General features: G+C 47.6%; 23 protein-coding genes and 1 pseudogene. 6 read left to right on the top strand and 18 right to left on the bottom strand.

Annotation, left to right across the window (positions count from 1 at the left end; translation table 11 throughout):
- The coding region (locus HP568_RS23995; RefSeq protein ID WP_173630438.1) for an ATP-binding cassette domain-containing protein at positions 1-353 on the bottom strand (353 nt) is incomplete at its 3' end.
- Positions 354-442: 89 nt separating this feature from the next.
- Positions 443-1306 carry a protein phosphatase 2C domain-containing protein gene (locus tag HP568_RS24000; protein ID WP_173630439.1) on the bottom strand — a complete coding sequence of 288 codons (864 nt, stop codon included), beginning with the start codon at positions 1304-1306 and terminating at the stop codon, positions 443-445.
- Positions 1307-1450: 144 nt separating this feature from the next.
- Between HP568_RS24000 and HP568_RS24005 the strand changes: the two genes are divergently transcribed.
- From HP568_RS24005 to HP568_RS24025, 5 genes are all read left to right on the top strand, one after another.
- On the top strand, positions 1451-2737 hold the full coding sequence (locus HP568_RS24005) for a glutamate-1-semialdehyde 2,1-aminomutase (RefSeq protein WP_217366750.1): 1287 nt from the start codon (positions 1451-1453) through the stop codon (positions 2735-2737).
- Between the two features lie 79 nt (positions 2738-2816).
- On the top strand, positions 2817-2957 hold the full coding sequence (locus HP568_RS24010; RefSeq protein WP_007729817.1) for a hypothetical protein: 141 nt from the start codon (positions 2817-2819) through the stop codon (positions 2955-2957).
- A gap of 223 nt (positions 2958-3180) precedes the next feature.
- Positions 3181-3861, top strand: a complete 681-nt coding sequence (locus tag HP568_RS24015; protein WP_048031441.1) for a zinc metallopeptidase — start codon at positions 3181-3183, stop codon at positions 3859-3861.
- Positions 3862-3956: 95 nt separating this feature from the next.
- On the top strand, positions 3957-4772 hold the full coding sequence (locus tag HP568_RS24020; protein ID WP_173630440.1) for a pyrroline-5-carboxylate reductase family protein: 816 nt from the start codon (positions 3957-3959) through the stop codon (positions 4770-4772).
- 23 nt (positions 4773-4795) lie between these two features.
- Entirely contained in the window at positions 4796-5647 is an 852-nt protein-coding gene (locus tag HP568_RS24025) for an NAD(P)-dependent oxidoreductase (RefSeq protein ID WP_048031439.1), read from the top strand.
- 466 nt (positions 5648-6113) lie between these two features.
- Here HP568_RS24025 and HP568_RS24030 read toward each other — a convergent pair whose 3' ends face one another.
- The 13 genes and pseudogenes from HP568_RS24030 to HP568_RS24090 form a co-directional block, all read right to left on the bottom strand.
- Entirely contained in the window at positions 6114-6518 is a 405-nt protein-coding gene (locus HP568_RS24030) for a hypothetical protein (protein WP_048031438.1), read from the bottom strand.
- Positions 6511-9327, bottom strand: a complete 2817-nt coding sequence (locus HP568_RS24035) for a phage late control D family protein (protein WP_254551476.1) — start codon at positions 9325-9327, stop codon at positions 6511-6513. Before HP568_RS24035 ends, HP568_RS24030 begins: the two co-directional genes overlap by 8 nt.
- Positions 9328-9349: 22 nt before the next feature.
- On the bottom strand, positions 9350-9718 hold the full coding sequence (locus HP568_RS24040) for a DUF4280 domain-containing protein (RefSeq protein ID WP_048031437.1): 369 nt from the start codon (positions 9716-9718) through the stop codon (positions 9350-9352).
- A 38-nt stretch (positions 9719-9756) separates the two neighbouring features.
- A complete protein-coding gene (locus HP568_RS24045; protein WP_173630441.1) occupies positions 9757-10380 on the bottom strand; it encodes a hypothetical protein in 624 nt (207 codons plus the stop codon).
- A gap of 11 nt (positions 10381-10391) precedes the next feature.
- Positions 10392-10892, bottom strand: a complete 501-nt coding sequence (locus HP568_RS24050; RefSeq protein WP_048031435.1) for an imm11 family protein — start codon at positions 10890-10892, stop codon at positions 10392-10394.
- Position 10893: 1 nt separating this feature from the next.
- Entirely contained in the window at positions 10894-11511 is a 618-nt protein-coding gene (locus tag HP568_RS24055) for a hypothetical protein (protein ID WP_053079552.1), read from the bottom strand.
- An 18-nt stretch (positions 11512-11529) separates the two neighbouring features.
- Positions 11530-13002 (bottom strand): contractile injection system protein, VgrG/Pvc8 family, encoded by a 1473-nt coding sequence (locus HP568_RS24060; protein WP_173630442.1) that lies wholly within the window; start codon positions 13000-13002, stop codon positions 11530-11532.
- A 372-nt stretch (positions 13003-13374) separates the two neighbouring features.
- Positions 13375-13605, bottom strand: a pseudogene (locus HP568_RS24065) (flavodoxin family protein); the annotation flags it as partial.
- Between the two features lie 28 nt (positions 13606-13633).
- On the bottom strand, positions 13634-15766 hold the full coding sequence (locus HP568_RS24070; RefSeq protein WP_173630443.1) for a methyl-accepting chemotaxis protein: 2133 nt from the start codon (positions 15764-15766) through the stop codon (positions 13634-13636).
- Positions 15767-15884: 118 nt separating this feature from the next.
- Positions 15885-17411 carry a tripartite tricarboxylate transporter permease gene (locus HP568_RS24075; protein ID WP_056490178.1) on the bottom strand — a complete coding sequence of 509 codons (1527 nt, stop codon included), beginning with the start codon at positions 17409-17411 and terminating at the stop codon, positions 15885-15887.
- 15 nt (positions 17412-17426) lie between these two features.
- Positions 17427-17888 carry a tripartite tricarboxylate transporter TctB family protein gene (locus HP568_RS24080; protein ID WP_173630444.1) on the bottom strand — a complete coding sequence of 154 codons (462 nt, stop codon included), beginning with the start codon at positions 17886-17888 and terminating at the stop codon, positions 17427-17429.
- Positions 17889-17972: 84 nt separating this feature from the next.
- Positions 17973-19007: a Bug family tripartite tricarboxylate transporter substrate binding protein gene (locus tag HP568_RS24085; protein ID WP_048031430.1), complete on the bottom strand. Its 1035-nt coding sequence runs from the start codon at positions 19005-19007 to the stop codon at positions 17973-17975.
- 127 nt (positions 19008-19134) lie between these two features.
- Positions 19135-20304, bottom strand: coding sequence for a 2-methylaconitate cis-trans isomerase PrpF family protein (locus tag HP568_RS24090; protein ID WP_173630445.1), 1170 nt, complete (start codon positions 20302-20304; stop codon positions 19135-19137).
- Between the two features lie 172 nt (positions 20305-20476).
- Between HP568_RS24090 and HP568_RS24095 the strand changes: the two genes are divergently transcribed.
- Positions 20477-21340: a LysR family transcriptional regulator gene (locus tag HP568_RS24095; RefSeq protein WP_048031428.1), complete on the top strand. Its 864-nt coding sequence runs from the start codon at positions 20477-20479 to the stop codon at positions 21338-21340.
- 131 nt (positions 21341-21471) lie between these two features.
- Here the strand turns inward: HP568_RS24095 and HP568_RS24100 are convergent, their stop codons facing one another.
- The 3 genes from HP568_RS24100 to HP568_RS24110 all read right to left on the bottom strand — a co-directional run bounded on the left by HP568_RS24100 (position 21472) and on the right by HP568_RS24110 (position 25832).
- The gene (locus HP568_RS24100) at positions 21472-22689 is read right to left on the bottom strand and encodes an MFS transporter (protein ID WP_173630446.1); all 1218 of its coding nucleotides are present in this window, start codon (positions 22687-22689) and stop codon (positions 21472-21474) included.
- A 116-nt stretch (positions 22690-22805) separates the two neighbouring features.
- Entirely contained in the window at positions 22806-24026 is a 1221-nt protein-coding gene (locus HP568_RS24105; protein WP_056490183.1) for an MFS transporter, read from the bottom strand.
- Between the two features lie 24 nt (positions 24027-24050).
- A complete protein-coding gene (locus HP568_RS24110; protein WP_173630447.1) occupies positions 24051-25832 on the bottom strand; it encodes an ABC transporter ATP-binding protein in 1782 nt (593 codons plus the stop codon).
- Between the last annotated feature and the right edge of the window lie 33 nt (positions 25833-25865).

Below are 25865 nucleotides of genomic sequence, written 5' to 3' on the forward strand. Positions count from 1 at the left end.
CGGAAGGACTCTAGCGGCGATAGGTCCCACCAAAGCTGAGAGCGCTGCCCGAAAACAACTCCGATGGAACGAACGTACTCTTCCCGCTGCTTGAAGGGCACATAGCCGTTAATGACGATTTCGCCGTCGCTCGGGGTCAAGATACCGGTCAGCATCTTGATCGTGGTCGATTTTCCGGCACCATTTTCCCCAATCAGCGCGAACATTTCCCCTTCCTCTACTGTAAAAGAAAGGTCATCCACCGCATTTACCGTCTTGTACTCCCGACTAAACAAATCACGAAAAGCACCACCAAGGCCCGGTCTGGCCTGATGGATGCGGAAATCCTTTTGTAAATGATTTACCTGAATCATGCAAAACCGTCCTTTTTTCTTCGCTTAAATACCATTTGTAGTGTATATGAGCCAATCGATTTGTGCAAAAGGCAAACTGCACCAAACTGTTAATGAAGATAAAGGATCATGCCCGTTTTGTCGTCTGACTTTTTAAAGCGGATATAGCGGATGCATTCGGGGTCGTTGTTTTCCAGAGAGATGAGCTCGTCTGTATAACGTTGCAGCCCTTTATGTACGATCGGCAGCACCGTCTCTTCCCACTTCGGCTGTGATCCACTTAAAGCTCTCGGCATGAAAAGGCCATCCGTTATGAGAACCAATGCCTTCACGCCAATTCGATTCATGCGTCCATACTCAATAAAATCACGACAGGCAGCATCGCCATTCAACACGCCATAGCCTCCTGGTCCATTCGCCTGATAGCGGTTATGGATCAGGATGTCCATACATCGTTCGTACAGCTCTGTTCGCGTACACAATCCTTCATGAATTCCTTCTTCCCACTTCGCCAAGGCGGCCTGTTCCAAATGGCTGACTTGCGTATGCGTCAGGGGTCGCACAGCGTCATCCTCATAGACGGCAAATATCATGCAATCTCCCAACTGCGCGTACTCGATATGGGCATCTCCTACACGGACGACTGCACAGGCCGCTCCCCACAATGCTTCCTTTTTCTCAAGATCAATGTCACTCTGCTGCATACGTTCCTGAAGAGTTTCGTTTATCGTCTCCAAATAATCGTGCAAAGCTGCATCCTCCGGCATTGCTTCCAGCTGGTTTTTAACGAGCTCAGCCGCGATAGCTCCACCTGTCTGTCCTGTTGCATTCTCATACGGAATCAGCGACGTAATCCCGTCGATAACTGCATACACATGCTTAACCTGCTGAATCACGTAGGCGTCCTCATTGCTTTTGCCGCTTCCTTTCATGGAAATGCACTCAAGTTTCATGATGACCCCGCCTTTACGCATGGAGTGATTTGCTTGAAAATTGTATCATTTTTCCTTTCCTTCATCTATAGCTCTCCGTTCATATCCAGTTGTTGAATAGCTGTGGTAAGATAATGAAGGACTTTTTCCAAAAGAGGTAGTTCCAATAGAAAAGAGGGAATATGCATGAAACGTGAACGATCCGCGCAACTGCACGAGGAAGCACTCGACGTCATTCTAGGCGGGGTAAACAGCCCTTCCCGCTCTTTCAAGGCTGTAGGCGGGGGAGCACCCGTAACGATGGAACGTGCCCAGGGCGCGTATTTCTGGGACGTGGACGGCAATCGATATATTGACTATTTAGCAGCATATGGCCCCATCATTACTGGCCATGCCCATCCACATGTAACCAAAGCGATTTGCGAAGCGGCTGCCAACGGAACCCTGTACGGTACTCCTACTCCATGGGAAATTACCTTTGCAAACATGATCCGCGAAGCAATCCCTTCGATGGAGCGCATTCGATTTAATAACTCCGGTACAGAAGCAGTAATGACCTGCATTCGTGTAGCACGTGCCTATACCGGTCGTGTCAAAATCATCAAATTTGCAGGCTGCTACCACGGCCACTCTGATTTGGTGCTCGTTGCTGCGGGCTCCGGTCCATCTACCTTGGGGATTCCAGACAGTGCAGGTATTCCACAAAGCATTGCTAGCGAAGTCATTACGGTACCTTTTAATAATGTCGAAGCATTCGCAAATGCTATGAGCAAATGGGGAAGCGAAACGGCTTGCGTCCTCGTTGAGCCGATTGTCGGTAACTTCGGTATCGTGGCACCTGAGCCTGGCTTCCTGGAAGAGGTTAACCGCATTACGCACGAAGCTGGCGCCCTTGTCGTCTACGATGAAGTGATCACGGCCTTCCGCTTCTGCTATGGCGGAGCACAAAACCTCCTCGGAGTCGAGCCTGATCTGACTGCATTGGGCAAAATTATCGGTGGCGGTCTGCCAATTGGCGCTTATGGCGGACGTCAGGAAATCATGGAGCAAGTCGCTCCACTCGGACCTGCGTATCAAGCAGGAACAATGGCCGGTAATCCTGCTTCCATCCGGGCGGGAATTGCCTGCCTGGAATTATTGAAACAGCCGGGCGTGTACGATGAATTCGAACGATTGGGCGCCATGCTTGCGAACGGAATCACCGAAGCAGCCAACAAACACGGCGTAACCATTCAGCTCAATCGTGTAAAAGGGGCACTGGCTGTTTACTTCACGGACGAGCCTGTTCATGATTATGATGCTGCTCAGAAAGCGAACGGAGAAATTTTTGCCCGCTTCTTCCAACTGATGCTGAATGAAGGTGTATGCCTGGCACCATCCAAATATGAAGCCTGGTTCGTGACCACAGCTCATACAGAAGAAGACATTCAATACACCATCGCAGCTGTAGACCGCGCCTTTTCTCAGCTGTAAACCATTCCCACGTCCTTTTGCATCCATCCAAGGAAATAATAAGCCTGTTCGCGATTATGTTTTCGAGGAGGATATCCCGGTGTCCAAAGGTGAAAAATCATATCCGCAGGCTCCTGAAAAGACGTTGGATTCCAAAATGAGCAGTAAAATGCTCGAAGTGACTGGCTTTCAAAACCCACGCAAAACCGAGCATCACAAAACCCAAAATCACGACAGATAGCATCAAAACAGACACATTCCCAATCAAAATGACGAGGAATGTGTCTGTTTTTTTCGCATGCAGCAACATTGTCAATAATAGTCAGAGATTGTACAATAAAATAGTGAAACTGTCACAGGACTTATTCGTATACATGAATATGGGACAGAATGAAGTAGTAGGGTTACATGTATGGCTTAGCAACATTTCGTTTTCATAGATTACAACGAGGAGTGAGTGTGGAATGTTTTTCCATCCTATGGATTTCCTGATTCTGATTGCATTCGGACTGTCGCTCTGGGCACAGTTCCGTGTGAAAGGAACTTTTAACAAATTCGCCGAAGTTCCTACCTCCTCCGGTCTTACCGGTGCAGAGGCTGCCCGCCGCATGCTCGATGCGAACGGCTTGACGAACGTTCCTGTTCAGCACATCCCAGGTACATTGACTGACCACTACGACCCGACTGACCGTGTCGTACGCCTGTCTGATCCTGTATACTTCGGAAACTCGATTGCATCCCTGTCCGTTGCTTGTCACGAGGTCGGCCATGCGATTCAGCACAAGGTCTCCTACCCGATGCTGGTAGCACGTCATCGTATTTTCCCAGTAGTCAATCTGGTGTCCGGTGTGGCGCCATTGCTGCTGTTGGCTGGTTTCTTCTTTAAAATGGCTGGACTCCTGCTCATCGGGATTATCTTCTTCTCCGGAGCAGTTGCTTTCCAGCTCGTGACACTGCCTGTCGAGTTTAACGCAAGTAGCCGTGCGAAAGAACTGATGCTCAAAATGGGCTTCATCCGCAATGAAGAAGAGCGTGGAGCAAGCAAAGTACTGGGCGCAGCCGCTCTGACTTACGTAGCTGCCGCTCTGATCTCTGTTCTCGAGTTGGCGAAGTACATCATGATTTTCCGTAGCTCTGACGACTAATCTCTTTAACGAAACTGCAAAGGTACAGTGCTCTCACATGGGAGGCTGTACCTTTTTTCATGAGGCTACGTTACAATAAGACGGGGGGTTTGCACATGCGAATTGGAATCATTGGATTAGGCAGTATGGGACAAATGCTGGTGAAATCACTCTGTAAAAGCGGTGTGATCCAGCCCGAGCATATCAGCGTCTTCAATCGAACAAGAGAAAAGGCTGAAAATCTGCAAGCATCACATAGCATTCTCATAGCCGAAAGTGCGCAAGAGGTGTGCGACCAGGCAAAGCTGGTCTTTCTCTGCACAAAGCCACTGGATATCCTGCCTCTACTGCGTGAGTTGTCTATCCCTGAAAGTGTACATATTGTTTCTGTGGCAGCAGGCGTTAGCATCGATGATTTGGAAACCGTCCATGCTGGAGCCGTAAGCAAGGTAATTCCTACCGTCACTTCGCAAGAGTTGCATGGTGTATCGTTGTTTACATGCAGCAGTCGAACAAGTGCAGAGGATCGCAATGACCTTCTCACGCTCTTGTCTTCCATTAGTCAATCACAGGAAGTGTCCGAGGTCGAGATCGAAACAGCAACGATCCTCACCAGCAGCGCACCAGGACTGATCGCAGGGATTCTTGACGCGTTCGCCCAGGCAGCCGTTCGCAAAACACCAGAGCTTGACTTGGATACTGCGAGAAGCATGCTGGTGGAAACGATGCTGGGAACCGCTCTTTTGCTCAAAAACGAACAGCTTAGCTTCGACCAGCTAATCGAGCGTGTTGCTACCAAAGGTGGCATTACCGAGGAAGGCTTGCGTGTTCTTGACAAGACGCTTCCTTCCGGATTTGACGAGTTGTTTGCAATGACAGAATCCAAGCACGCTGCTTTAAAGATACTTGTCCAACAACAAATAAAAGCATAAATCGCAGATAGGAGAACAAGACGATGATCATCGGTTGGATTGGTTTGGGGAATATGGGCATTCCAATGGCTAGCAATCTGCTGGCTGCTGGCTACGACGTACGTGTCTGGAATCGTACACCGGGAAAAGCTGCACCATTAGTGGCTCTGGGAGCGAAGGAGACAGCCACTCTGTCAGATTTGGTAGCACAAAGCGATGTACTGTTCACGATGGTAAGTGACGATGATGCCGTAAAAGCAATCTATACGGGCTCAGGTGGTCTCTTGAGTCTTCCCGTGCAAGGAAAGCTGGCGGTGGACATGAGCACCATTTCACCAGATACTTCCCGTTTTCTTGCCGAGCACGCCAAACAAGCTGGGCTGCGCTTTCTCGATGCGCCTGTATCTGGTAGTGTAGGCCCTGCAAAAGAAGGGAAGCTCGTCATCATGGTAGGCGGCGAAGAGGCGGATTTTGAGGTAGCCAAGCCTATGCTGGACAAGCTGGGCAAAGCCGCTTTTTATTTGGGACCAAACGGAGCGGGTACATCTGCGAAGCTGGCGATCAACCTGCTGCTCGGCATTACAGTACAAGGTGTGTCTGAAACTTTATTATTCGCACGATCCCTCGGCATTGGTACGGAGCAAATGCTGGACATCATTTCCGAGAGCGCCGTAGGAACGCCACTCATTCGCGGAAAGGCCGCTTCCATCCTCGCTGACGACTATCCGGCTGCCTTTGCCCTAAAGCATATGGCCAAGGACCTTCGCCTTGCGAATGAAGCAGGCGTCTCTACCCCATTGGCTGAATCCGTAAATGCGACCTATCGTCATGCATTGGAAGAAGGCTTGGGCGAGCTGGATTTGATGGCGATCCTGCGTCATCTCGAGGGAAAATGAATAATACTCCCCCCCCACTTACCTACCGGTTGAAGTGGGGGTTTCTTATGTGTCGTCGTTACCGGACTCTTCTTGCCTGCCAATTCATTGATATGACGTTCTACTGACTTAGAACTACACCCGATGTTTCTAGCCATCATTTCAGTGGTCGATAGCATTGACTCTTGTCGCTCATGCTCCCAATTAGTTGCAGTAAATATTTCTCTGACCGCCCCTTCACCAATTATTTTTGAAAAAACCGCAAGAAAACGAACATAACAAAAAACAGGTCAATCATGGTGGTATCTGACCATAATCGACCTGTTCGATGCAATACTATTACGTTAAATAGGGTATAAAATTAAAGCTTCATGTGCGTACAAGGAAAATGAAGAAATCTGTGTACGGGTATTACATGGGTTAAGTCTGTAATTGGTTGAATGATGGGCTCATTCCGTACTGGGTGGCCCCACCGAAATAAAACTTTCTATCCTTTATCCTCCTTAATATCATTATCAATTAAGTCATTCAGGATTAGAGTTGCCTTTTTAATCCTCTCTATATCTATATCCATTAAATTTTTTAAAGTTTCATGATACACATATAAAGAGTCAGAGGTATTAAAGATTGATAGTGTTGCCATAGCAAAATGTCCAATTCCAATTCCCTCTGCAAAAGCATAACGTTCACCCATATATTGAGTTAAATTTTGAAGCTTAGCAATAACTAACGAATTATTAATTTTTAGTTTCACCAATTGAATAATAGTGTTGCTGATAATATACATTTGTTTCGAATCCAAACAATCAATTAACTCTTGTACTGATAATTCATTTTGCTTTATTTGGCGAATTTTTTCATCTAATTCATTTTTGCTAATTATCTTAATCACCCCATGGATTATAAATTTTGGATTTTTCTTTTTCTAAATTTTTTAGTAAATGCTCAACTACATCATTTCTTCCTAGCTCTTTTGCCATATCAATTTCTATTTGATAGGCATTTACCTCCCATCGATAAGCTTCATCATAATCAGTTAATTTTACTCTCCAACCTTCCCAACCACTTGCTTTGTCATCAAGAAAATGTTGATATTCATGTTTCAAGGCACTAAAAGATGCATCAGGATCTATTGATATAGTACCTGGATTTCCTCTTGTGCCATTTGGTCCATATCCCATGGTGGTTGAATCAGTTGTGTAGTTAATTTTTCCACCTTGAGATTCTACATCTTTTAGTATATCATTCCATTCTGTTGGGTTTGAAATTCTACCAGAACCACTAACATCTCTCATTGGGTCATCAGGAAATTTAAACTTAGTAGCATCACCCGTCCCCTCATTATCTCCCTTATTATTTCTACTATTCCCAGTATTATGGTTATGCCCGCCACCACCATTCCCGTCCAACGAAAAGAACATCGGCCTACCTGTAGCGGGAACCAGCTTGGAATATCCTTGCATAGCAGCTAAAAGACTATCAACCATCTCTTGCATTTCTTTCAACGCATCTTCAACAGTCTTCGCCTTCGTTTTGAACTTCCCATCCAGCGTTTCCATATCTTTTTTAATCGAGTCAAAAAGTCCGAATAATGGAGTTTCATTTCCGTCGCTTCTATTGCTTCCGTTGCTTCCATCTCTGCCGTTACCATCTGGCGTACGATCCCTATTTGGTCCATCTGGCGTCAGTTTGGCGGTTGTAGTCACTGTCTTCATAGCGGCTCCACCCATTCCACCTGACAGTCCACTCGCGATTACCTCAGCACCTATGACATCTACTCTTCCCCTATTCCTACCTCGTTGGTAGCTTTCCTCCAGTGTTCTTTTTAGCTTTGCTTCTTCACCTCCATACTTGTCTTCTATATGGTGTAGCCAATTCACCCCGACTGGAATAACGTAGTCTTGCATGACGCTCTCTCCGACTTTTACACCAGCCGCTTTTATATCTTGACCGATTTCACCGAACGACTTCTCGCCCTGAAACACATCTCCTACATAGTTTGCCGCACTCGTAGCTTTTTGTTCTGTTTCTTTTGCTAAGTTGTTCCCCTCGGTTAACGACTTAACCTTAGCTCCCCTAATGTTGGTGACCGTCTCACCCTCATCACTCGCTAACAATTGTACGCCCGTGTAGGCAACATCGGCAACATCTACGGCAAAGTTCCATAGCGACGACAGGGTCTCTTCAACGACTTCCCCTTCCCCTTTGGCTTCGGCCGCATCGTGATCTGCGAGTCGTTTATCTACCGCGCCCTGCCAGCCTAGACTCTTAATATCTTTTTCAAACGGACTCAAGATTGGTGCAAACGAATGACTCTTCTCCGCATCCAGAAGAATCTGATCGCTACTCGTGTCGTTCTCTTCTACTAATGCGATCGTATCCGTAGCTGTATCGAGGTACATCCCTCCCGAACCCACCATGTAGACAGCGGCACCATTTACATTCAGCTCTCCTGACGCTTGAATGTTTACATTCGTGGTACTGTTCAGACTCACACCCCATAGGCTACTCATCGAGATTTCCAACGCACCTTCTTTGGCGGTCATCCTCAGTTCGGTGTCTCCCATGGTGAATTCTTTTCCTTGTGGGATGCCAAACGATTTGACTCCCGGGTCCACCATTCGCTTGTCGTTCTTCTCGACAAAGCTTCCCTGTGGCGCATGACGGACGGAGTTGATGACCATCGCATCGTCCTCATCGGCACCTGGGAAATACAATTTTACTTTAGAGCCGATCTCCGGCATGAGGTATAGGATTTGGTTGCCTTCCGCCCCATACGGGAACCACTGTGCCTTGCTCTTATCTTGCGTTTTATCGATAGTGAGATGGATTTTGACTTGGTTTCGTCCGATTTGAATGATTTTCCCGTCGATAGCGGCACCGATGATGGCTTTGTTATAGAACTTCTTTTGTTTCACACTTTTGCGAGTTGCGCAAACATACGTCCACCTGAATAGACCATCTGCCATGCTTGCTATTCGCTTGGTAATAGCAAAGGTCTGCCCCTCTCGCAACACTTCATCCCCAAGCTCTAAAACATCGTCGTGTTCAAACGTGTAGGTCCTATATGGTGCGATGGACTGGTTAACCTCGTATGGCCTGTCTTTCAGCTTGATCTGCTTTCTTCCCTCTGGTAGACCGACCCAGAAGCGCACCTTATTTGCACTCACATCTGGTACGAGGACAGCCCCTACGTGAGAGGCAATTCGTTTTAAAAACACCCAGTCCGTCTCTTCGTACTGCATGATGTATTTGCCCTGTTTGAGATCATTGAAGGCATTATCGATCATATCTCCACCAGGATACTTCGACACGAGCTCATCTACAATACTTGAGTACAATCGGCTCTCGTCTTGAAAAGAACGCATCTTCACGCCCATATCCATGGCATAGGTATGCGATACAGCTTCCACCGTCACATAGTGGACATCACGGACAACCTTGATCTCCACATGATGTAGTCGTCCGATAAATATCGACTTCTTCTGCTTTCCTACCTTCTGACACAGCTCAATAACGTCGTGGCTGCTTGCTCTATGTATAATCTCATCTTCTTTTTCTTCGGGAACAATACCTGTAAAGCGTAATTTTGCATGTTCGCCAGTTTGATGGACAAATTCCAACCGATCAAGTCGGATCGTTCCATAGGGCCAGACAATCTGTATATCCTGGTAGGTCATGACTCCATCCGTTCCCTGCATAAACTCCTCTCCTTCAATCACATCAATCCTGCCCATCCTTTTCAATCGTAATAATCCCTTTGACAGTACAAATCAGCTCCGACTTACTGAGTAAGGCTGGCTCGTTTTTTACCAGTACATCGTGCTTTCCTTCCGTCCACTTGTTAGCTATCATTGGTCTACATACGGTTCCTGTTTCCCTGCAAATACCAAAACACCCAATATTGGCATCGACAACGTTATCGGCAATATTCATGACCGGTTTACCACGCGCGTATACTCCGTGGCATTGCGGCAAATTCAAAAAACTGGTGTCTGTTCCCTCACTGCATTTTACGGTTGCCCCACGTACAACATAGGAATACTCACCGTGTGCTTTCGGAGCCAGAAGTTGAAGCAAAGACAAAAGCATCTCCCTACTCCCCTTTCGTTACATAACGTTGCAATAACTCATACCAGTCGCATCGTTCGAATCAAGGCTCTAGCTAATGGCTGCCATACAATCACTTCGTCAGCTGCGAAATGGAAGCTACCGAGCAGCAATCTCCCCTCTAGTGCAGTAACAAACAAGATTTGATAATACTTCCCGTTCTTTATCGGTATGACGAATTCGCTACTCGCCACCTTCACTTCACTGAGCTCAATCACTTCGTTATGTACGACTTGCAAGCCCGCTTGCTTTTTTTTCAACTGAATCGTCATTGTACTCAAAAATTGCTCTACATCGTCCATCTGTATGAGGTGCGTCATATGTGTCAGACCAAACATGACTGTGCCTTTTTCATTTTTGTAAGTCATCTGATCATGCTGGTGAGTTGTATTTCCTTTTGATTCGATCCCTCTAGGAATCAGCCACATAGACGTTGGGAGATGAATCGCCACCTGCTCGTCGAAAAATAGCTTCTCTTCGCAATAAATCGTTTGCCCTTCGTACTCAATGACACCACGCTGCACTCCTGCCAGCCATTCTTCAGGTGACATTTGTGCCATCTTCTCTTCTACTTCCTTGATTTCACGTCGTTTCTGGATGTCATTCCAGGCATCCAAGATCTTCTCATCCCAGTAAACGGTCATGACTCCCTCCGTTACGCCTGCTCTACTTTTTGTAAAACAAAGCCCGTATAGCTTCTACGCAGTAAGCTTTCTGCTACATCGAGACTCACCACGATATACGGCTCCAAAATTCCTTCAATGGCAAAAAAATGATGCGCCTTGATCTTTTCGTGGTCTAACACAAGTCTCTTTACGGTTCCATTTAGATAAAACTCGCTATCCTGTGAAAGACAATCCAAGGTAGGTATTTGCATGACCCAGTACACGTTTTGTGAGCCAGATCGCTTGTCTATCAAATGGACACATTTCCACTGAATTCTCGGATTGTATTTCTCGATAATCGACTTCATCTGTTGTGACATCATAGGCACAGGCTTTTCCAGCCAGTCTGTGTACTCGTTGAAGCTATGTTCAGCGACATCTAAAATCGAGACAGGCGGGAGCTGTGCGAAGCTGTCTTCCTTTCGTAGACCCTGCGGTTTCACCTTTTGAGCGATTCGACTGTCATCCATGAGTTGGTAGTAATCTCTCAAGTCATCCCGCCCCCTTGATTTGATCTCGTGTGGAACCATCATCAATATGCACATCTTCGCTAAAGTCCTTAAACTCCCCGACCCTGATGCGCAAACATTTCGCCTTATTTATCTCCGAATACTCTGGGAGTTTTATGGCTTCTTGGATCGCTATCCGGATCAGATCCGTCACCATTTGACTAAAACAATCCAAACGCTTCCATACCATATGCTCCACATCCGCTGTGTGTAGAACACCGATGTACTTTTTACGCTGCTCATCTAGAAGACGAATCAACGATGAAATCTCTTGAAAAGCCCAACTGGCGTCGTATCTGGCATAGCATTCGACAGGTTCCCAATACCACTGATCTGTATAAGCCTCAATGAGGTAGGTATAAGTACCTTCCAGAATAGATGTCCTCAGCATGGAGTAATGAATAAATCCAACAGGTGCTAGCTCCTCACGATCCTGCATGACTTTGATCCGACTTGCGATCTGTCGAAACGACTCCACAAACTCATCAACGAGCTGGGCTTGATGTTGATGGAAAAATAGCTGGACTGCCGCCACCCGTTCTGCCAAAGCAGGCAAAAACACCTGGTCGTGCAGATGCTGGAGTGCTTCTTCTTTCATCATGACCGTGTGTTCCTCCCATTAGTTCATTTTTATCTCCGTTCCCTTGATCTCGATCTTTTCATTTAATGAAATGGTGTTTCCTTTTCCAATCAGCTCGATCTTATCGGCCTTGACTCGTAGCGTTTGCCCGATCAGATACGCCTCGTTACTAGCACTAATGCTCACATTTTTATCACTCACGATCTCGATTCCGGTATTATCGCTGATTGTAATAGACATACCGCCTGCTGATATCACGATCTTATCTGGCGCCAGCATGATCTCCTTGTCGTATTTCGTGCGGAAGGTCTTCACAGCCGGATCTTTCATCCGATCGGGACCCGCGCCCGCGCTCGGTCTTGAGCTACTTGGAGCGGAGGACTTTTGGGGAGCCGGAGATTCGGCATCTGGGTTATCTCGGAGCACCGAGCTGATGGCGATACCGTCCTCTTCCTTTTTGCTCGGGAAGTAGATTCGTATCTGGTCGCCTATTTCCGGCATGACATACCAACCTGTATTGTTCTCGGACGTATAGATCGTCGAATAAGGGAACCAGTAAGCAGTACTCTCATCCTGTTGATCATCCATGTCTAGTTTGGCTCTGATATTATCTTTTTGAATCTGAAGAACGCGCCCTTGGATAGAGGCACCTATGATCGCGTTGTTATACATTTTCTTGCGCGAGAGTCCCTTATGTGGAAACAGCTTGTAGGTATGCGTCAGTATTCCTTCCTTCATTTCAGTGACAGCTTCTCCGACGACAAGCTTCTTGGACTTGAAGCTCACTTCATCACCGACTTCGAGGATCTGCGGGCTTTCCACTTCAAATACCGTAAAATCTTGATCATCAATTCCTGGCACTCGGTTTTCCGCAGCGCTTTGATATTCTCCCACCCTCTTTTGTACCGTATAATGCGCGACCTCTAGCTTGCCTTTGTCCTTCCCTTTGGGCAGACCGAAATAAAATTTGGGTAGATCAAAAGCCGTTGCAGGCACCAAGCCCGTATAGAATCGCGATGCCATCCGCTGGAGAAACTGCCAGTCGGTTTCTTCATATTGCATCACAAACGTATTGATCGCCTTGCCGTTCGTGACCGAATCGATAAAATCCGCTTTCCCATATGCGGACAGCACCATTTTGACTAGCGCCGCATAAGTCATCGCTGGATTTTGGAATGAGCGTTTTCTCGGTTTGACATCCAATAAGTAGCTATGTGAAACAGCCTTCACTGTTAGGTAATAAATGCCCCTGACGGATTGGATGTTTACATTCGTCACGATGCCTTGAAACCATGGCTTCGGCTGCCCCTTCTCGTCCGTCAAAGCTATTTTGATATGCGTTTGTTCATTTGTTAGATTCACATAGCTGTCTTTCAGCTCATCTGGAATAATGCCCGTGATCGTTACCTTCGCGTGTTCGTTCATCTTTTTAACCACTTTTAGTGATTGCAAATGCGTGAAGTTGTAAGGTGTCACTTGAATATTTCCATAGGTTAAAACCCGATTACTCACGTAGACTACTCCCTCCGTGGATATATCCAATGTTCTATCTCTTATACCAAAATAGACCATTCTTTATAGATAAATTAATGGTAGTAGTTGTTTCCATTACCATAAATAAGCACAAAGTCCTTTTTTTATTTACAACCTAGTGCTTTTTACCCTGTTTTTGGAAATATCCAATTGCCCTACCTACTTATTGACCATTATCTTGTAACTACTAACACATAGGTAGCCGGGCTATAAGCAGTTCATTACGCAGCGCTTTTATTAGATGAATGAGGAGCTCGTTTGAAAGAAAAGAAAGACCGGAATTCTCTCCGGTCTTTCAGGCTATTGTTTGTCCTTCAGCCACGCATTAAAAATCTTTGCTTCCTCTACTGCCCGTTCTTTGAAGGAATAACGCTTGTCACGCAAGCTCTGCGACCAGCGATCCACATAGTTTTTCATCTGCCCCGACATGCCGTACCAATAGATCGGTGTAGAGAAAATCAGAAAATCATGGGCGAGCTCCGCTTCTGTCACTTCATCGTAATCATCCGCGACTGCATCGAAGCCTCCCTCGTCATGCCTTTGGTCGTGAATCGGGCGAATGTTTTTTTCACGCAGATGGATACTGGTGTGCGGCAAAAATCTGCCTTTCTCAAACCTTAAAATGCTTCACCAACGCTTCAAACTGTCGGATCATTTTATCCAGTTCTGTCACAGACTGCGTCAGCCTGTCCATATCGCCCAGCGTCGTTTCTGCCACAGCGCGTACTTCCTCGGAGCCAGCCGATGTTTCCTCGGAAAGAGCCGTTACTTCCAAAACAGCATCGACCATTTGCCTGGACAGCTTGACCTGCTCATCCATCCGCTGTTTAATATCGTCAATCGAAGCAACGGTCTGTTGTACTCGCTCCACAGAATCACCCAACGTCTCTCCAGTCTGTCCGACGATTCGAACGCCCTCCTCGATCACGCCGTGCCCTTCCTCTGAGCGCTTCATGAACTGATTGATTTGCAACTGGATGTTATCAATGATCCCTTGAATGTCTTGCGTCGAATCTGCTGTCTGCTGAGCCAGCTTGCGAATTTCATCAGCTACCACCGCAAATCCCCTGCCTGCTTCACCCGCTCTCGCCGCTTCGATCGCCGCATTTAGCGACAAAAGATTCGTCTGATTGGAAATCGACGAGATCATGGTAGAGATTTGCCCGATTCGCTCTGATTGGACATGCAGCTCTGTCATAGACTCCATGCTCTGGTTCATCAAATTTTGTACCATATTCATTTTAGTAGACGCCTGTAAGACAGCTTCCTTCCCTTCCTGAAAAGCATCCATCATATCAAGAGAAGCCGTTCGCGTCTGCTCCGTAAATCGCTGAATATCGACTGTCAAGCTGTTCAAGTCATTGATGCCATTCGCGATTTGATCCATATTTCCGCTGGTTTCCTCGGCTCCCTTGGTAATTTCCACAATGGTCGAAGTCACTTCCGTCATGGCCGTGCTGGTCACCGAGCTTGCTTGCATCAAGGACTGGGAAAACTGCTGCAGCTCCTCTCCCGAAGCCGAGAGCTGATTGATGATGGAGCGCAGGTTTTCCGTCATTAGGCTGTATGCCTTGCTGAGCGTACCCAGTTCGTCCGAACGATTCAATGCCAGCGTACAGGTAAGATCGCCTTTTGCCGTTTGATCGAGCGCTGTGACGATTGTCTGGATTGGCTTAATCAGGGAGCGTGCAAGAAAAATGCTCAGCCCTACTGCTGCTATCAGGCTAACGAGTACCGTCACCAGGCTGATGTTACGACTCTCGTAAATGCTAGCCAACACATCGCTGTAATTTTCCTCGATTACTAGCGCCCAGCCCAGCTCTTCCAAGTAAGTGTAAGCTGTAATCGCTTCTTGTTCGTTATAGCTTGTATATGGTTCCATAATCAGGCCTGTCGCTTTTGTCTCGATAGCTTTGGCAGCCGGAGGAAATTGCTTCATCGAAATGTTCAGGAAAAGTTGACCCGCTTTCAGCTCTTTTTCTGCCTTTTCGATTTGTTTGGCATCACCTGATTGCTTGGCCTTTTCCACTTCTGCTTCGAGCGGCTTTACATGCGCATCCAGCTGCTCCTTGTACCAATTGCTCTCCTTGAGCTCAGTAGAGCCGGCGATCAGTTGCCCGTCTTGGTCGATCAAGTACGCACGACCCGACGTTCCCAAAGTAAAGCCGTTAATAAACGCTGCAATGGAATCGAGCGTCACTGCTTGCTGGACTACAGCGGACAGCTTTTTGTTTTGATCGTAGACCGGTGTAGAAAATGGCAGCTTCACCTTTCCATCCCCTGTAGACACAAAAGCGGAACCAATCACTGGCTTTTGTTCCTGAACGGCTTTGCTGAAGTAATCACGGGAGGACAAATCCTCAAGACGAAACCCCCTCGACGGATTGATGATCGCTTTGCCATCTGGTCGCAGGATCGCTGTGGTTGTCGTAGGATTAGCTTCTGCCAGCCCTTTCACCGTCTGCGCCCAGTACTCGACCTCTGGAGGCAAATTGTCCGCTGTCTCGGGAAACGGAATGTTGTTTATATTCGGCAAAGAGGCAACCTGTGCCAGCGATGCATGCCTCTCTTGTGCCCATGTACGAATCTTGTCACCCGCATAATTCAGGGAATCCTCGAGCTGAGAAGATTTATTTTCCATGACCAGACGCTCAAGAAAAAAATAATTTGTCCCTGCTACTCCGCCGACGCTGAGCAGTATAATGATCATAAAAGCTGCTAGAAACCGTGTAAACAAATTCATGGACACACCTCTTTTCCAATGCTTCAAAATAAAAAGACATGTATCGAATTCCCTACTTTTAGCAAATCAAAACAAAAATTTTAAAAAATTCTTACAAAAAAGTACAACCGTCCCTTATTTACACTTCTTCATTGACAATCACTTTTTTCCCTTTCATTTTCATGATGAGCGGCACCGTTACCCACAGCACGGCAATCAGCAAAAAGACAAAGGAAACAGGGCGTTCGACAAAGATCATGAGATCACCGTTGGAAATGGTCAGCGCCCGACGCAAGTTATTTTCGATCATTGGTCCAAGTACAAGACCGAGAACGAGCGGTGCCATTGGATAGTCATGCTTGGACATAAAATAGCCGAATATCCCGCAAGCGATCAGCAGCAACAAATCAAACGTCGAAACCTTCACCGCATATACCCCGAAGACAGAAATCGCGACGATCATCGGAATCAGGTACTTTGGCGGTGTTTCAATAATTTTGGCAAACACCTTAACCAAAGGCATGTTCAGCAGCAACAGCATCAGATTTCCGATAAACATGCTGGCAATCAATCCCCAAGCAATAGACGGATGATCTTCAAATAATAAGGGACCCGGCTGGACGTTATACATGATTAACGCCCCCATCAGGACGGCCGTGGTGCCTGTTCCCGGTATTCCCAACGTCAGAAGCGGAATCATCGCTCCTCCAGAGGCAGCATTATTGGCTGCTTCTGGTCCTGCAACACCCTCGATAGCGCCTTTCCCGAACTTCTCTGGATGCTTGCTGATTTTTTTCTCCAGCAAATACGAGAGAAACGACGACAGCGTTGCTCCTGAGCCAGGTACGATTCCTTTGAAAAAGCCGAGCAGCGAGCCTCGCAATATTGGTCCAGCGCTATCCCTCATGTCTTGTTTCGTCGGCAAAATGCGGGTTATTTTCGCAATCTCTCCACTGTTGCTCTCTCTGTCCAGAATCGTTTTAAAAACCTCTCCCAGCGCAAAAATCCCTACAGCAACCGTGAGAAACTCCAGCCCTTGGTACAGCTCGGGCAGGTCAAAGGTAAAACGAGCTACACCCGAGATCGTGTCCATCCCGACCGTCGCCATCATCAAGCCAATTGTCGTCATGAGCAAGGCCTTCGTAATCGACTTGCCTGCGAATCCGCTCAAGGCGCATAACCCGAGAATCATCAGAGAAAACTCTTCAGCCGGTCCCAGCTTTAAGGCGACCTCAGACAACGGCTTGGCTAACAGAACCAATCCGATCAGAGAAATAATCCCCGCTACAAATGAACCGATCGCAGCAATCGCTAAAGCAGCACCTGCTCGTCCCTGCTTTGCCATCGGATAACCATCCAGCGCTGTGACCACAGAGGATGATTCGCCCGGTGTATTGAGCAAAATCGAAGTAGTCGACCCGCCGTACATCGCGCCATAATACACACCCGCCAGCAAAATAATCGCACTGGTCGCGGCCTCCTCAGGTGGCAAACCACCTGTCAACGATGCTGTGACTGGTATCAGAAGCGCTACACCACTGATCGGACCGATTCCTGGCAGTACGCCCACCATTGTACCGATCAAGACGCCGACAAACGCAAACAGGATGTTTTGCCATTGGAGTGCAACAGCAAATCCACTCATCAAATATTGCAAGGTATCCATCTTCCTATTCCCTCCCTATAAGCCTAACCATGCAGGTAGTCCTGGCAATGTTCCCTCTAGCAGCTTCACATACACGATATAGATTCCACTGGCGAAAGCAGCGGCGATCAGTATCGTTGCCAGTGGCTTTCCTCTATCCATGGTTTGAAAGCCAACCAGTAGAAAGAAAAAGGTAGAAATGATATACCCGAGCGGCTCAAGCAACAGCACGTAGCCAATCGCTGCGATCAGTATGATAGAAAATCGCTTATAATCAAGAACTTCCTTCTCCCTACCATCCTCAGCCTTGTAGCGGAAGGTTTCAAAAAACAGACGAAGGCTCAATAAAATCAGGATAACCCCCAGCCCCATCGGAAAAATGTTTGGCCCGACATTGCTTCCGTAAGCGCTTTGGCTAATATATTGGCTCTGGTAGACAAATCCGGTACCCAGCGCAAGGAAAGCCAGGCTGGCATAGCGATCAAATGTTTTACTCATTGCTGTTCTTCCTCCCTGTTGAAAATCTGCTGCGAAGCGAGCGAAAGAGAGAAGAGGTCCTGCCCCTTCCCTCTGTTTCCCGCTTTATTTATGAATACCGATCGCCTTCAACAGTTCCTCGATCTGTTTATCCTGCTCGTCCAGGAATGCTTTGAAATCCTTCGAGTTCTTGTAATCTCCCTCTACGCCATCCGCCTTCAGCAATTGTTTCCATTCTTCTTTTTCACTCAATGCCTTGAAGGTTTTGTCCCAGTACGCAATCTCGGCTTCTCCCATCTCTTTTGGACCCAATACGCCGCGCCAGATCGTAAATTCCGCATCCAGACCGAGTTCCTTCATAGTTGGCACGTCACTCAAAATTCCGCCCAGACGCTCAGGTGCAGTCACAGCCAACACACGGATTTTTTTCGCTTCCAAATAAGGCAGTACCAGTGATACAGGCTTGGCAGCAGCTTGTGCATGGTTTCCGAGCAGCGCGGTGATCGATTCTCCACCACCCTCATACGCGACATACTTCACCTTTGTCGGATCAAGACCGTACTTGTAGATTGGAAGCATCGCAATCACATGGTCCATGCTGCCCGGTGAGGAACCGCCAGCTATTGTCACCTGGGTAGGATCTGCCTTGATGTCATCCAAAAGAGACTTAAGATCCTGATACTTGGAGTCAGCAGGCACGGAGATCGCGCCGTAATCTCTTGTTAACTGCGCCAGTGGAGTTGTATCCTTGTAGCCGTACGGGCTATTTCCCTCTTTCTTATGGTTGTTCAAAAGCACTGGTGGTGAGTTCACTAGCAGCTTGTACGGATTTTTGGTTTCCTTGGTCGCATATTCCGCCATGTAGACGCTGCCTCCCCCGCCAGGTCTGTTTTCGACCAGAACCGTTTCCGTTACCAATTTCGTGTCAGCCAAACCTTTTGCCAGAAGTCTTGCCGTTTTATCCAAACCACCGCCTGCCCCATTGGGAGCAACGAGCGTGATCGCTTTTTCCGGATAGTTGGATGCAGCCGCAGTCGCTTGATCTTTACCAGTCTCCTTGGCACCCCCACAGGCAGCCAAACTGACCGTCAGTGCTGTAGACAAAACAGCTAACATCCATTTTTTCGATTTTCTTTGCATGACAATTCCTCCTACTGTTTCGTTTAGTAAAACGCTTACATTATTCTGTGAGTGGCAAAGCCCGTAAAGGGTATTTCGCCACTGCACAGACTTTCTTCATTTCCCTAATAGAAGGCTGAATAATCAGTTATTTTTCGCGTAAAACGGATATGGGCACATGTGCATAGCCTTCCATCAGCCTGCGCGCCGTTCTTCCATTCGCTGCCCGGTTCACAATCCAGTTGGTTCCATCCTGTTCCACTGTAGACTCTACATAGATCACCCCTGACGGATGCCCAATGCGAATTCCTTTCTTTTGTGTGGCGACCGCTTCATTCGGGATGGTTCCCGGGATTTTGGCCGCCGCTGCCACTGCAATAGCTCCGCTTACCGCATATGCACGGTGAAGACTCCCCATGGAAATATAGCGTGAAATCAAATCGATTTCATTCTCTTCAATCGTGCGATGATCGGAAGTGCTATACGCTTGGGACGGAGCAATCATCGCAATCTTTGGCAGAGCATGTGACGATGGTGAGACAATCTCTCTGTCATCTGGCTGAATCATTCCAATTAAAATGCCCGCCTCCACTCGAATGGCTTCTAATGTAGACATGAGTCCTTTATTGTTGTTGACCTCTGCTTGCAGCTCAGTTCCCTGCATGTCCACATCCCCTGCTCTCACAAACACCACAACGTTGGCGCAATCGACTATCGACACTTCGAACTGACGTCCATCCTGTAAATGGATCATATCAGTAGCATGTCCGGTTGGCAGAGTTCTTCCTGTAAAAGTACCGCCGGAGTTGAGGAAATTGATCATGATTTTTGCTGAAGAGCCGGGTACACCGTCGATGACAAAGTCTCCTTCGTACTCGATTTGCCCATCCTTCACCGGAATTTCGGCCACGATCATCTTGTTAATATTGGTGTTGTAAATCCGTACGTAGGTAACCGGCTCCTGTAACGGCACATATCCTTCCTCTGCTGCATACAAGCCAACTGCTGTGACAAAGTTACCGCATGTTACGTGGTAATCGATGACTTTTTTCTCCAGGCTGACCTGACCAAATGTGTAGTCAATATGCGCATCAGGCTGAAGGGACGGTCCGACAATGGCGAGCTTGCTGGATAGCGAGGTGCCTCCGCCCAACCCATCGATCTGTGTGCTGTCAGGACTTCCATACAAGCGTAAAATGACTTCATCGCGCAGCTTTGGATCTGAAGGAAGGTCCGATCTTCGTAAAAGCAATCCTTTGCTGGTGCCGCCCCTCATGATCACGGTTGGGATTTTGTGAATTTGGCCAAAATCGTACATCTGCTGCCTCCATGAATGTTTTTTTAATTCTGTGCCATTAAGGTACCACATCAGTGAATATAAAAAGAAATACGAATGTTTTATCATTTTCCATAAAATTTTTGTACGATTCATTCAATTTTTACTACAATAAAGGTACAGAACGAAAGCGTGCAGGGAGAGTGAAAAAGACGTGGATGAAAAGGATTGGCTGCTTTTAAAAACACTCTACGAGCAGCAAAATATGACCAAAACAGCGGAGGTTTTGTATGTATCCCAGCCCTCGCTCAGCTATCGCATTCAGCAGCTAGAAAAAGCGTTCGGGATTACGATCATGCACCGGGGCAGGAGAGGCGTGGAGTTCACCCCGCAAGGCGAATATTTAGTGAAGTATGCGATCGAGATGCTCCAGCAGTTGCAGCGGACAAAAGAATTTCTGTTAAGCATGGACAACAAAATATCAGGAACATTAAAAATCGGAACAGCGAGCAGCCTGGCCCGCTATAAGCTACCGCATATCTTAAAGCAATTCCATACGCAATACCCGGACGTGGAGTTCAAGGTAACATCGAGCCGCAGCTCGGAGCTGACAAATTCCGTGTACAAGCAAGACGTCCATATCGGCTTCATCCGCGGAGACTACAACTGGCCGGAGGAAAAACATCTCATCATGACGGAAAACATCTGGATCGTATCCAAGCGGGAGATCTCGCTGCATGAGCTGCCCCAACTCCCCAGAATCATGTACAAAACTGATATTTCGCTCGAAAACTTGTTTGACAACTGGTGGAAGGAGACGTTTTCCAAGCCCCCATCGATCACGATGGAAGTGGATCACATGGAGACGTGCAAGGAGATGGTCCTGAGCGGATTCGGCTATGCGATCATCCCGCAGATTGTGTTGACGGGCAGTGAAGACTTTTACCGGATTCAATTGCGGACGAAGCACGGCGAGCCGATCTTGCGCAAATCGTGGATGATTTATCGGAAGGAATCGATGCAAATCTCTCTATTAAAAGCGTTTGTTGATTTTATTAAAGAGATGAAGCTGATGTAAGTACTTCGATAAATTCACTTTATGGAAATAGATAAAAAATACGTATACCTTCTTATGATCAAGAAGCATATCATCAAAAAAGGCTGCCTTACCAGTAGAAAAGTCTACAGATAAGACAGCCTGTTCGTGTTTTAATTTACGGAAACCCCACTTGTATGCTCCGTCTGCTTTTTTTGCAAGCGCAACGCCAAAAGGAAAGCAATCAGTAACAATCCAGCAGATACATAATAAACAGCCCGGACTCCCTGCCATTCAGCGATAGCCCCCATCATCAGAGCAGAAGCGCCAAAAACGAGTAAATCAATCGTCCCCTTTGCTGACATAACATAGGGCAGGGCTGATTCTTCCGTCTCTTGCTGCAAAAGTGTCTGCTTGCTTACATGCACCATCTCCAAAAACGGGCCCAGCGCAAAGGAAAACAACAGTGCCACCAGCGCGTTTGTACTGCTGCCAAAACAAAAGGTAAAGAATCCGACGCCAATCGTACCGCAAATGATCCAGCGAAATAAATGGCGACGCATCCGCTCCGCATACATCAATAGCAACGTCCCACCTGCAATGGCTCCAAGCATGTAACCGGCATTGATGTAGCCCCACCATTCTTCTCCTTGCCCAAGCACATCAAGGACAAATGGCAGCATAATCGCAGCGATCCATACACCCCCGGACAAGCCGATCACGATATCCATCGCGACCAACAGTCGCAGTACAGGTACATCGCGAATTGTTTTCCATCCAGTGAGCCAGTTTGTTGTCGCCCGAGCTGCCTGTTCTTCACGCAGCTTTTGGCTTGCCGGTGCAATGCCTGTCATGGCGATCGTTGCCACAACATAGGCACCGACCGTTCCCCACAGAACAATACCCGCTCCCAACCAAGAAACGAGTAATCCCCCTGCGGCCCAGCCAGCAAAATGAACAGTTTGATCCGAGGTGGCAAGCAAACCGTTCGCTCGCATGAGGTCTTCTCGTCCTACCAACTGCGGCACCATGGCATTGCGTGCAGGGTTTGCCCAGCCATCCATAAAGGCGATGGCAGCCCCCAATCCGAACAATAGCCAGATCTCTCCTACACCGCTGCTGACAGCTAATGAGGCCGTAGCCAAAAGTATCGTCTTCAAGCCTTGCGACAGCACGAGCATGCCCGTCAACGACAATCGCTGAAACACTAACGGAGCCAACAAGCTGCTCACAGACTGCGAAGCTACGATGACAACCGGTATAAACGCCGTGTACATGACGGAGCCAGTTGCAGCGTAGATGACCGAAATAAACGCGACAATATAAAATACATCCCCAAGGTTGGCCAATGTCTGACCCGCCCAGAGGCAAATAAAGCGTCGCTGCCACATAAAGCACAACCTCCTGTCGGTTCAGGACCAGCCTATACGTCCTGATGGAATATGAAGTTATTCACACCGACTCGCCATCACAATGGAGGTGCACCTCTTTTCGCGAAAATTACCTTTTATTCTATTCCAGAATCAGGATGCTGTACAGATTTGTTTCGGAAAAAGCTGTAGTACACCCAGCCTGCGTTAATAAACAAGAAAGCACTCGTCATGTAAAAGACTCCGCTAATACTCACATAGCCTGCCAAAAAGCCACCGATCATCGGTCCAAGCATGCTGCCGATACTGACGAAGCTGTTGTTATAGCCATAAACGCGACTGACCATATGTACAGGTGTTGCTCGTCGCAGCAAAGCATTGACGGATGGAAGCAATCCTCCCAGCGACAAGCCTAACAAAAACCGAAGCGCGACCAATTGCCATACCGTATGTACGAGACCTTGTGGAATAAAGATGATTGCGGCAGCCAAAAGCGAGAACAAGAGCACCTTTTGCGAACCAAACCGATCTCCTAGACGCCCCAACTGTGGCGAGGCAAAGACGTTGGCTACCCCCATGCATGCTTGGACAATTCCGGCCCACAGCGCTACCTTTGCCCCTTCCGAACCGAGCAACTGCGATATGTAGATCGGCAACACAGGGATAATGCTAAACAATGCAAACTGGATCATTACCGTTACAAAAAAGAGCGCCGGGAGCTCTTTGGAAGAAAAGATCATCTGAAAATCTTCCCGTAGACTCGACCGTTCCTTTTTTTCAGGTGGAACAAAATTCTCTTTCACCGTAAACGTAATGACCAAGGTCGCCAGTAATAATACGCAACCGGTAATCACAAAAATCATCCGAAAGCCGATCTTCTCCGCGAGGACGCCGCCAAACAGCGGTCCCATAATGGTTCCGGCCGTAATAAAAGACTGAAGCAACCCGGTTGCATAGCCAATTCGTTCTTTTGGTACAGAGGATGCTACTAATGCGGTACTGGCAGGGATGATTCCCCCTACCAGTCCATTGAGCAGACGAAGGGCCAAAAGCTGCCACAGGCTTCCCGCAAAACCGGTCAGTGCCATGGTAATGGACATGAAAAATCCCGAGCGCAAAATCATGATCTTGCGCCCGTGCTTATCGGCCAAATTCCCCCAGATAGGCGAGACGAGGCCCGCCGTCAAAAAGTTGGCTCCAAAAATAATCCCTGCCCAAGCCGTGACTTGATGAGGATCTTCAATTCCGAAATCCTGCTGAATGTAAAGCGGTAAAAAAGGCATGATCATGCTCATCGCCACCATGACGAAAAACAACGATCCGCAGAGGACATATAAATTACGGCGCCATATCTCCATCGGATTTCCTCCAATCCCATCTGCTTATCCCAGTTGCGGGTCGGATGTACTTCCTAAATCTTGCACACTCCACAGGCCATAGTATACGCCCTTTCTCTCCAGCAATTGCTCATGCCTGCCTTCCTCAACAATTTGTCCCTCTTTCATGACAATGATTTTGTCCGCATGGGTAATCGTCGAAAGCCGATGGGCTACGATTAGGGTGGTTCTTCCTTTTGCCAATCTGGACAAAGACTCCTGAATCGTGTGCTCTGATTCCAAATCGAGTGCTGACGTCGCCTCATCCAAAATCAGAATACCCGGGTCACGCAAGAAAACACGCGCAATCGCGATTCGCTGCTTTTGCCCGCCAGAGAGCTTTACGCCGCGCTCTCCCAGCTCAGTATGGTAGCCATTCGGTAATTCGCTAATAAAGTCATGGGCATTTGCAGCCTTCGCAGCTTCTTGCACAGCACTGTCATCTGCGTCAGGATTGCCCATTAAAATATTCACTTTTGCTGATTCACTAAACAAAATATTATCTTGCTGCACCATTCCGATGTGGTGCCGCAAATTTTGCTGTTTTACATCGCGGATATCGATGCCATCAATCGTAATTTTCCCCTCTGTCACGTCCCAAAAACGCGGCAGCAAGCTAATCAGCGAAGATTTTCCTCCGCCTGACATCCCGACAATCGCAACGATTTCACCAGAAGAGATGCTCAGATTCACATTGTTCAAGACAAGCGGGCCTTCCTCCCGATAGCGGAAGGACACGTTCTCAAAGCGAATTTCGCCGCGAATGCGATTGGTTGCAGGGTCGACAGGAAGCTCCCCCGCGTTTGGCTTGTCGACGATATCATACGATTCATCAATAAACTCGAACATCCGGTCCATCGAGGCAATGGCCTGAGTCAGCACCGTGCTGGAATTCACCAAGCGACGCAAGGGCGTGTACAGACGCTCCAAGTAAGCATAAAAAGCAACGAGCGTCCCCACGCTCATACTCCCGCCGATGACTTGGTAGCCAGCATAGGCAATGACCAGGAGAGGTGCGATATCCGTCACCGTATTGACCACGGCGAAGGTTCGGGCGTTCCAACGGGTATGTGCCAGGGCTTTATCCAAAAACTGATTGTTCTCCTTGGCAAATTCCTTGCTCTCCTGCTTTTCCAAAGCAAAGCTGCGGATCAGCGACATGCCATTCACGCGCTCATACAAATAGCCTTGCAGATGCGCCAGTGCAGCAGAACGATCCTTTGTCAGTTGACGCAAGCGCTTGTAGAAAAACTTGACGGAGATGCTGTACAAAGGGAAAACGATAATCGCAACAATCGTCAGCTCCACGTCCATGTAGAGCATGATCCCCATCGTCAGCGTAATCGTAATCAGGTCCAACCAGAGATTCATCAATCCCGTTTCCACGAAGCTTTTGGTGGATTCTACGTCGTTAATGACGCGAGAGATGACCTCACCGGTTTTTGTATTGTTGTAGTATCGCATCGACAGTCGTTGTAAATGAGAAAACAATTGATTGCGGATGTCAAACAGGATACGACTGGATACCCACTGTGCATAGTATTGCCGAATGTACTCAACAGGAGTGCGAACGACGGTAAATAACAAAAAGGCCCCGAGCATCAGCCAAAATAACTGCTTCAGTTTTTCCTCTTGAGGAAGCGGACTTGGCAGCAGGTCATCAATGACGTATTTGATAAGAAGCGGCAGAGCAAGTGGGATCGCAAACTTAATAATACCAATGAATATAGTGCCCAATATTTGTTTCCAATAGGGCAGGACATAAGCCAAATAGCGGCGTATGCTCAACCATCATACCTCCTTTGCAAACAAGGAAATCCC

The organism is Brevibacillus sp. MS2.2, assembly GCF_013284345.1.
GTDB classification, from domain to species: Bacteria; Bacillota; Bacilli; order Brevibacillales; family Brevibacillaceae; genus Brevibacillus; species Brevibacillus brevis_C.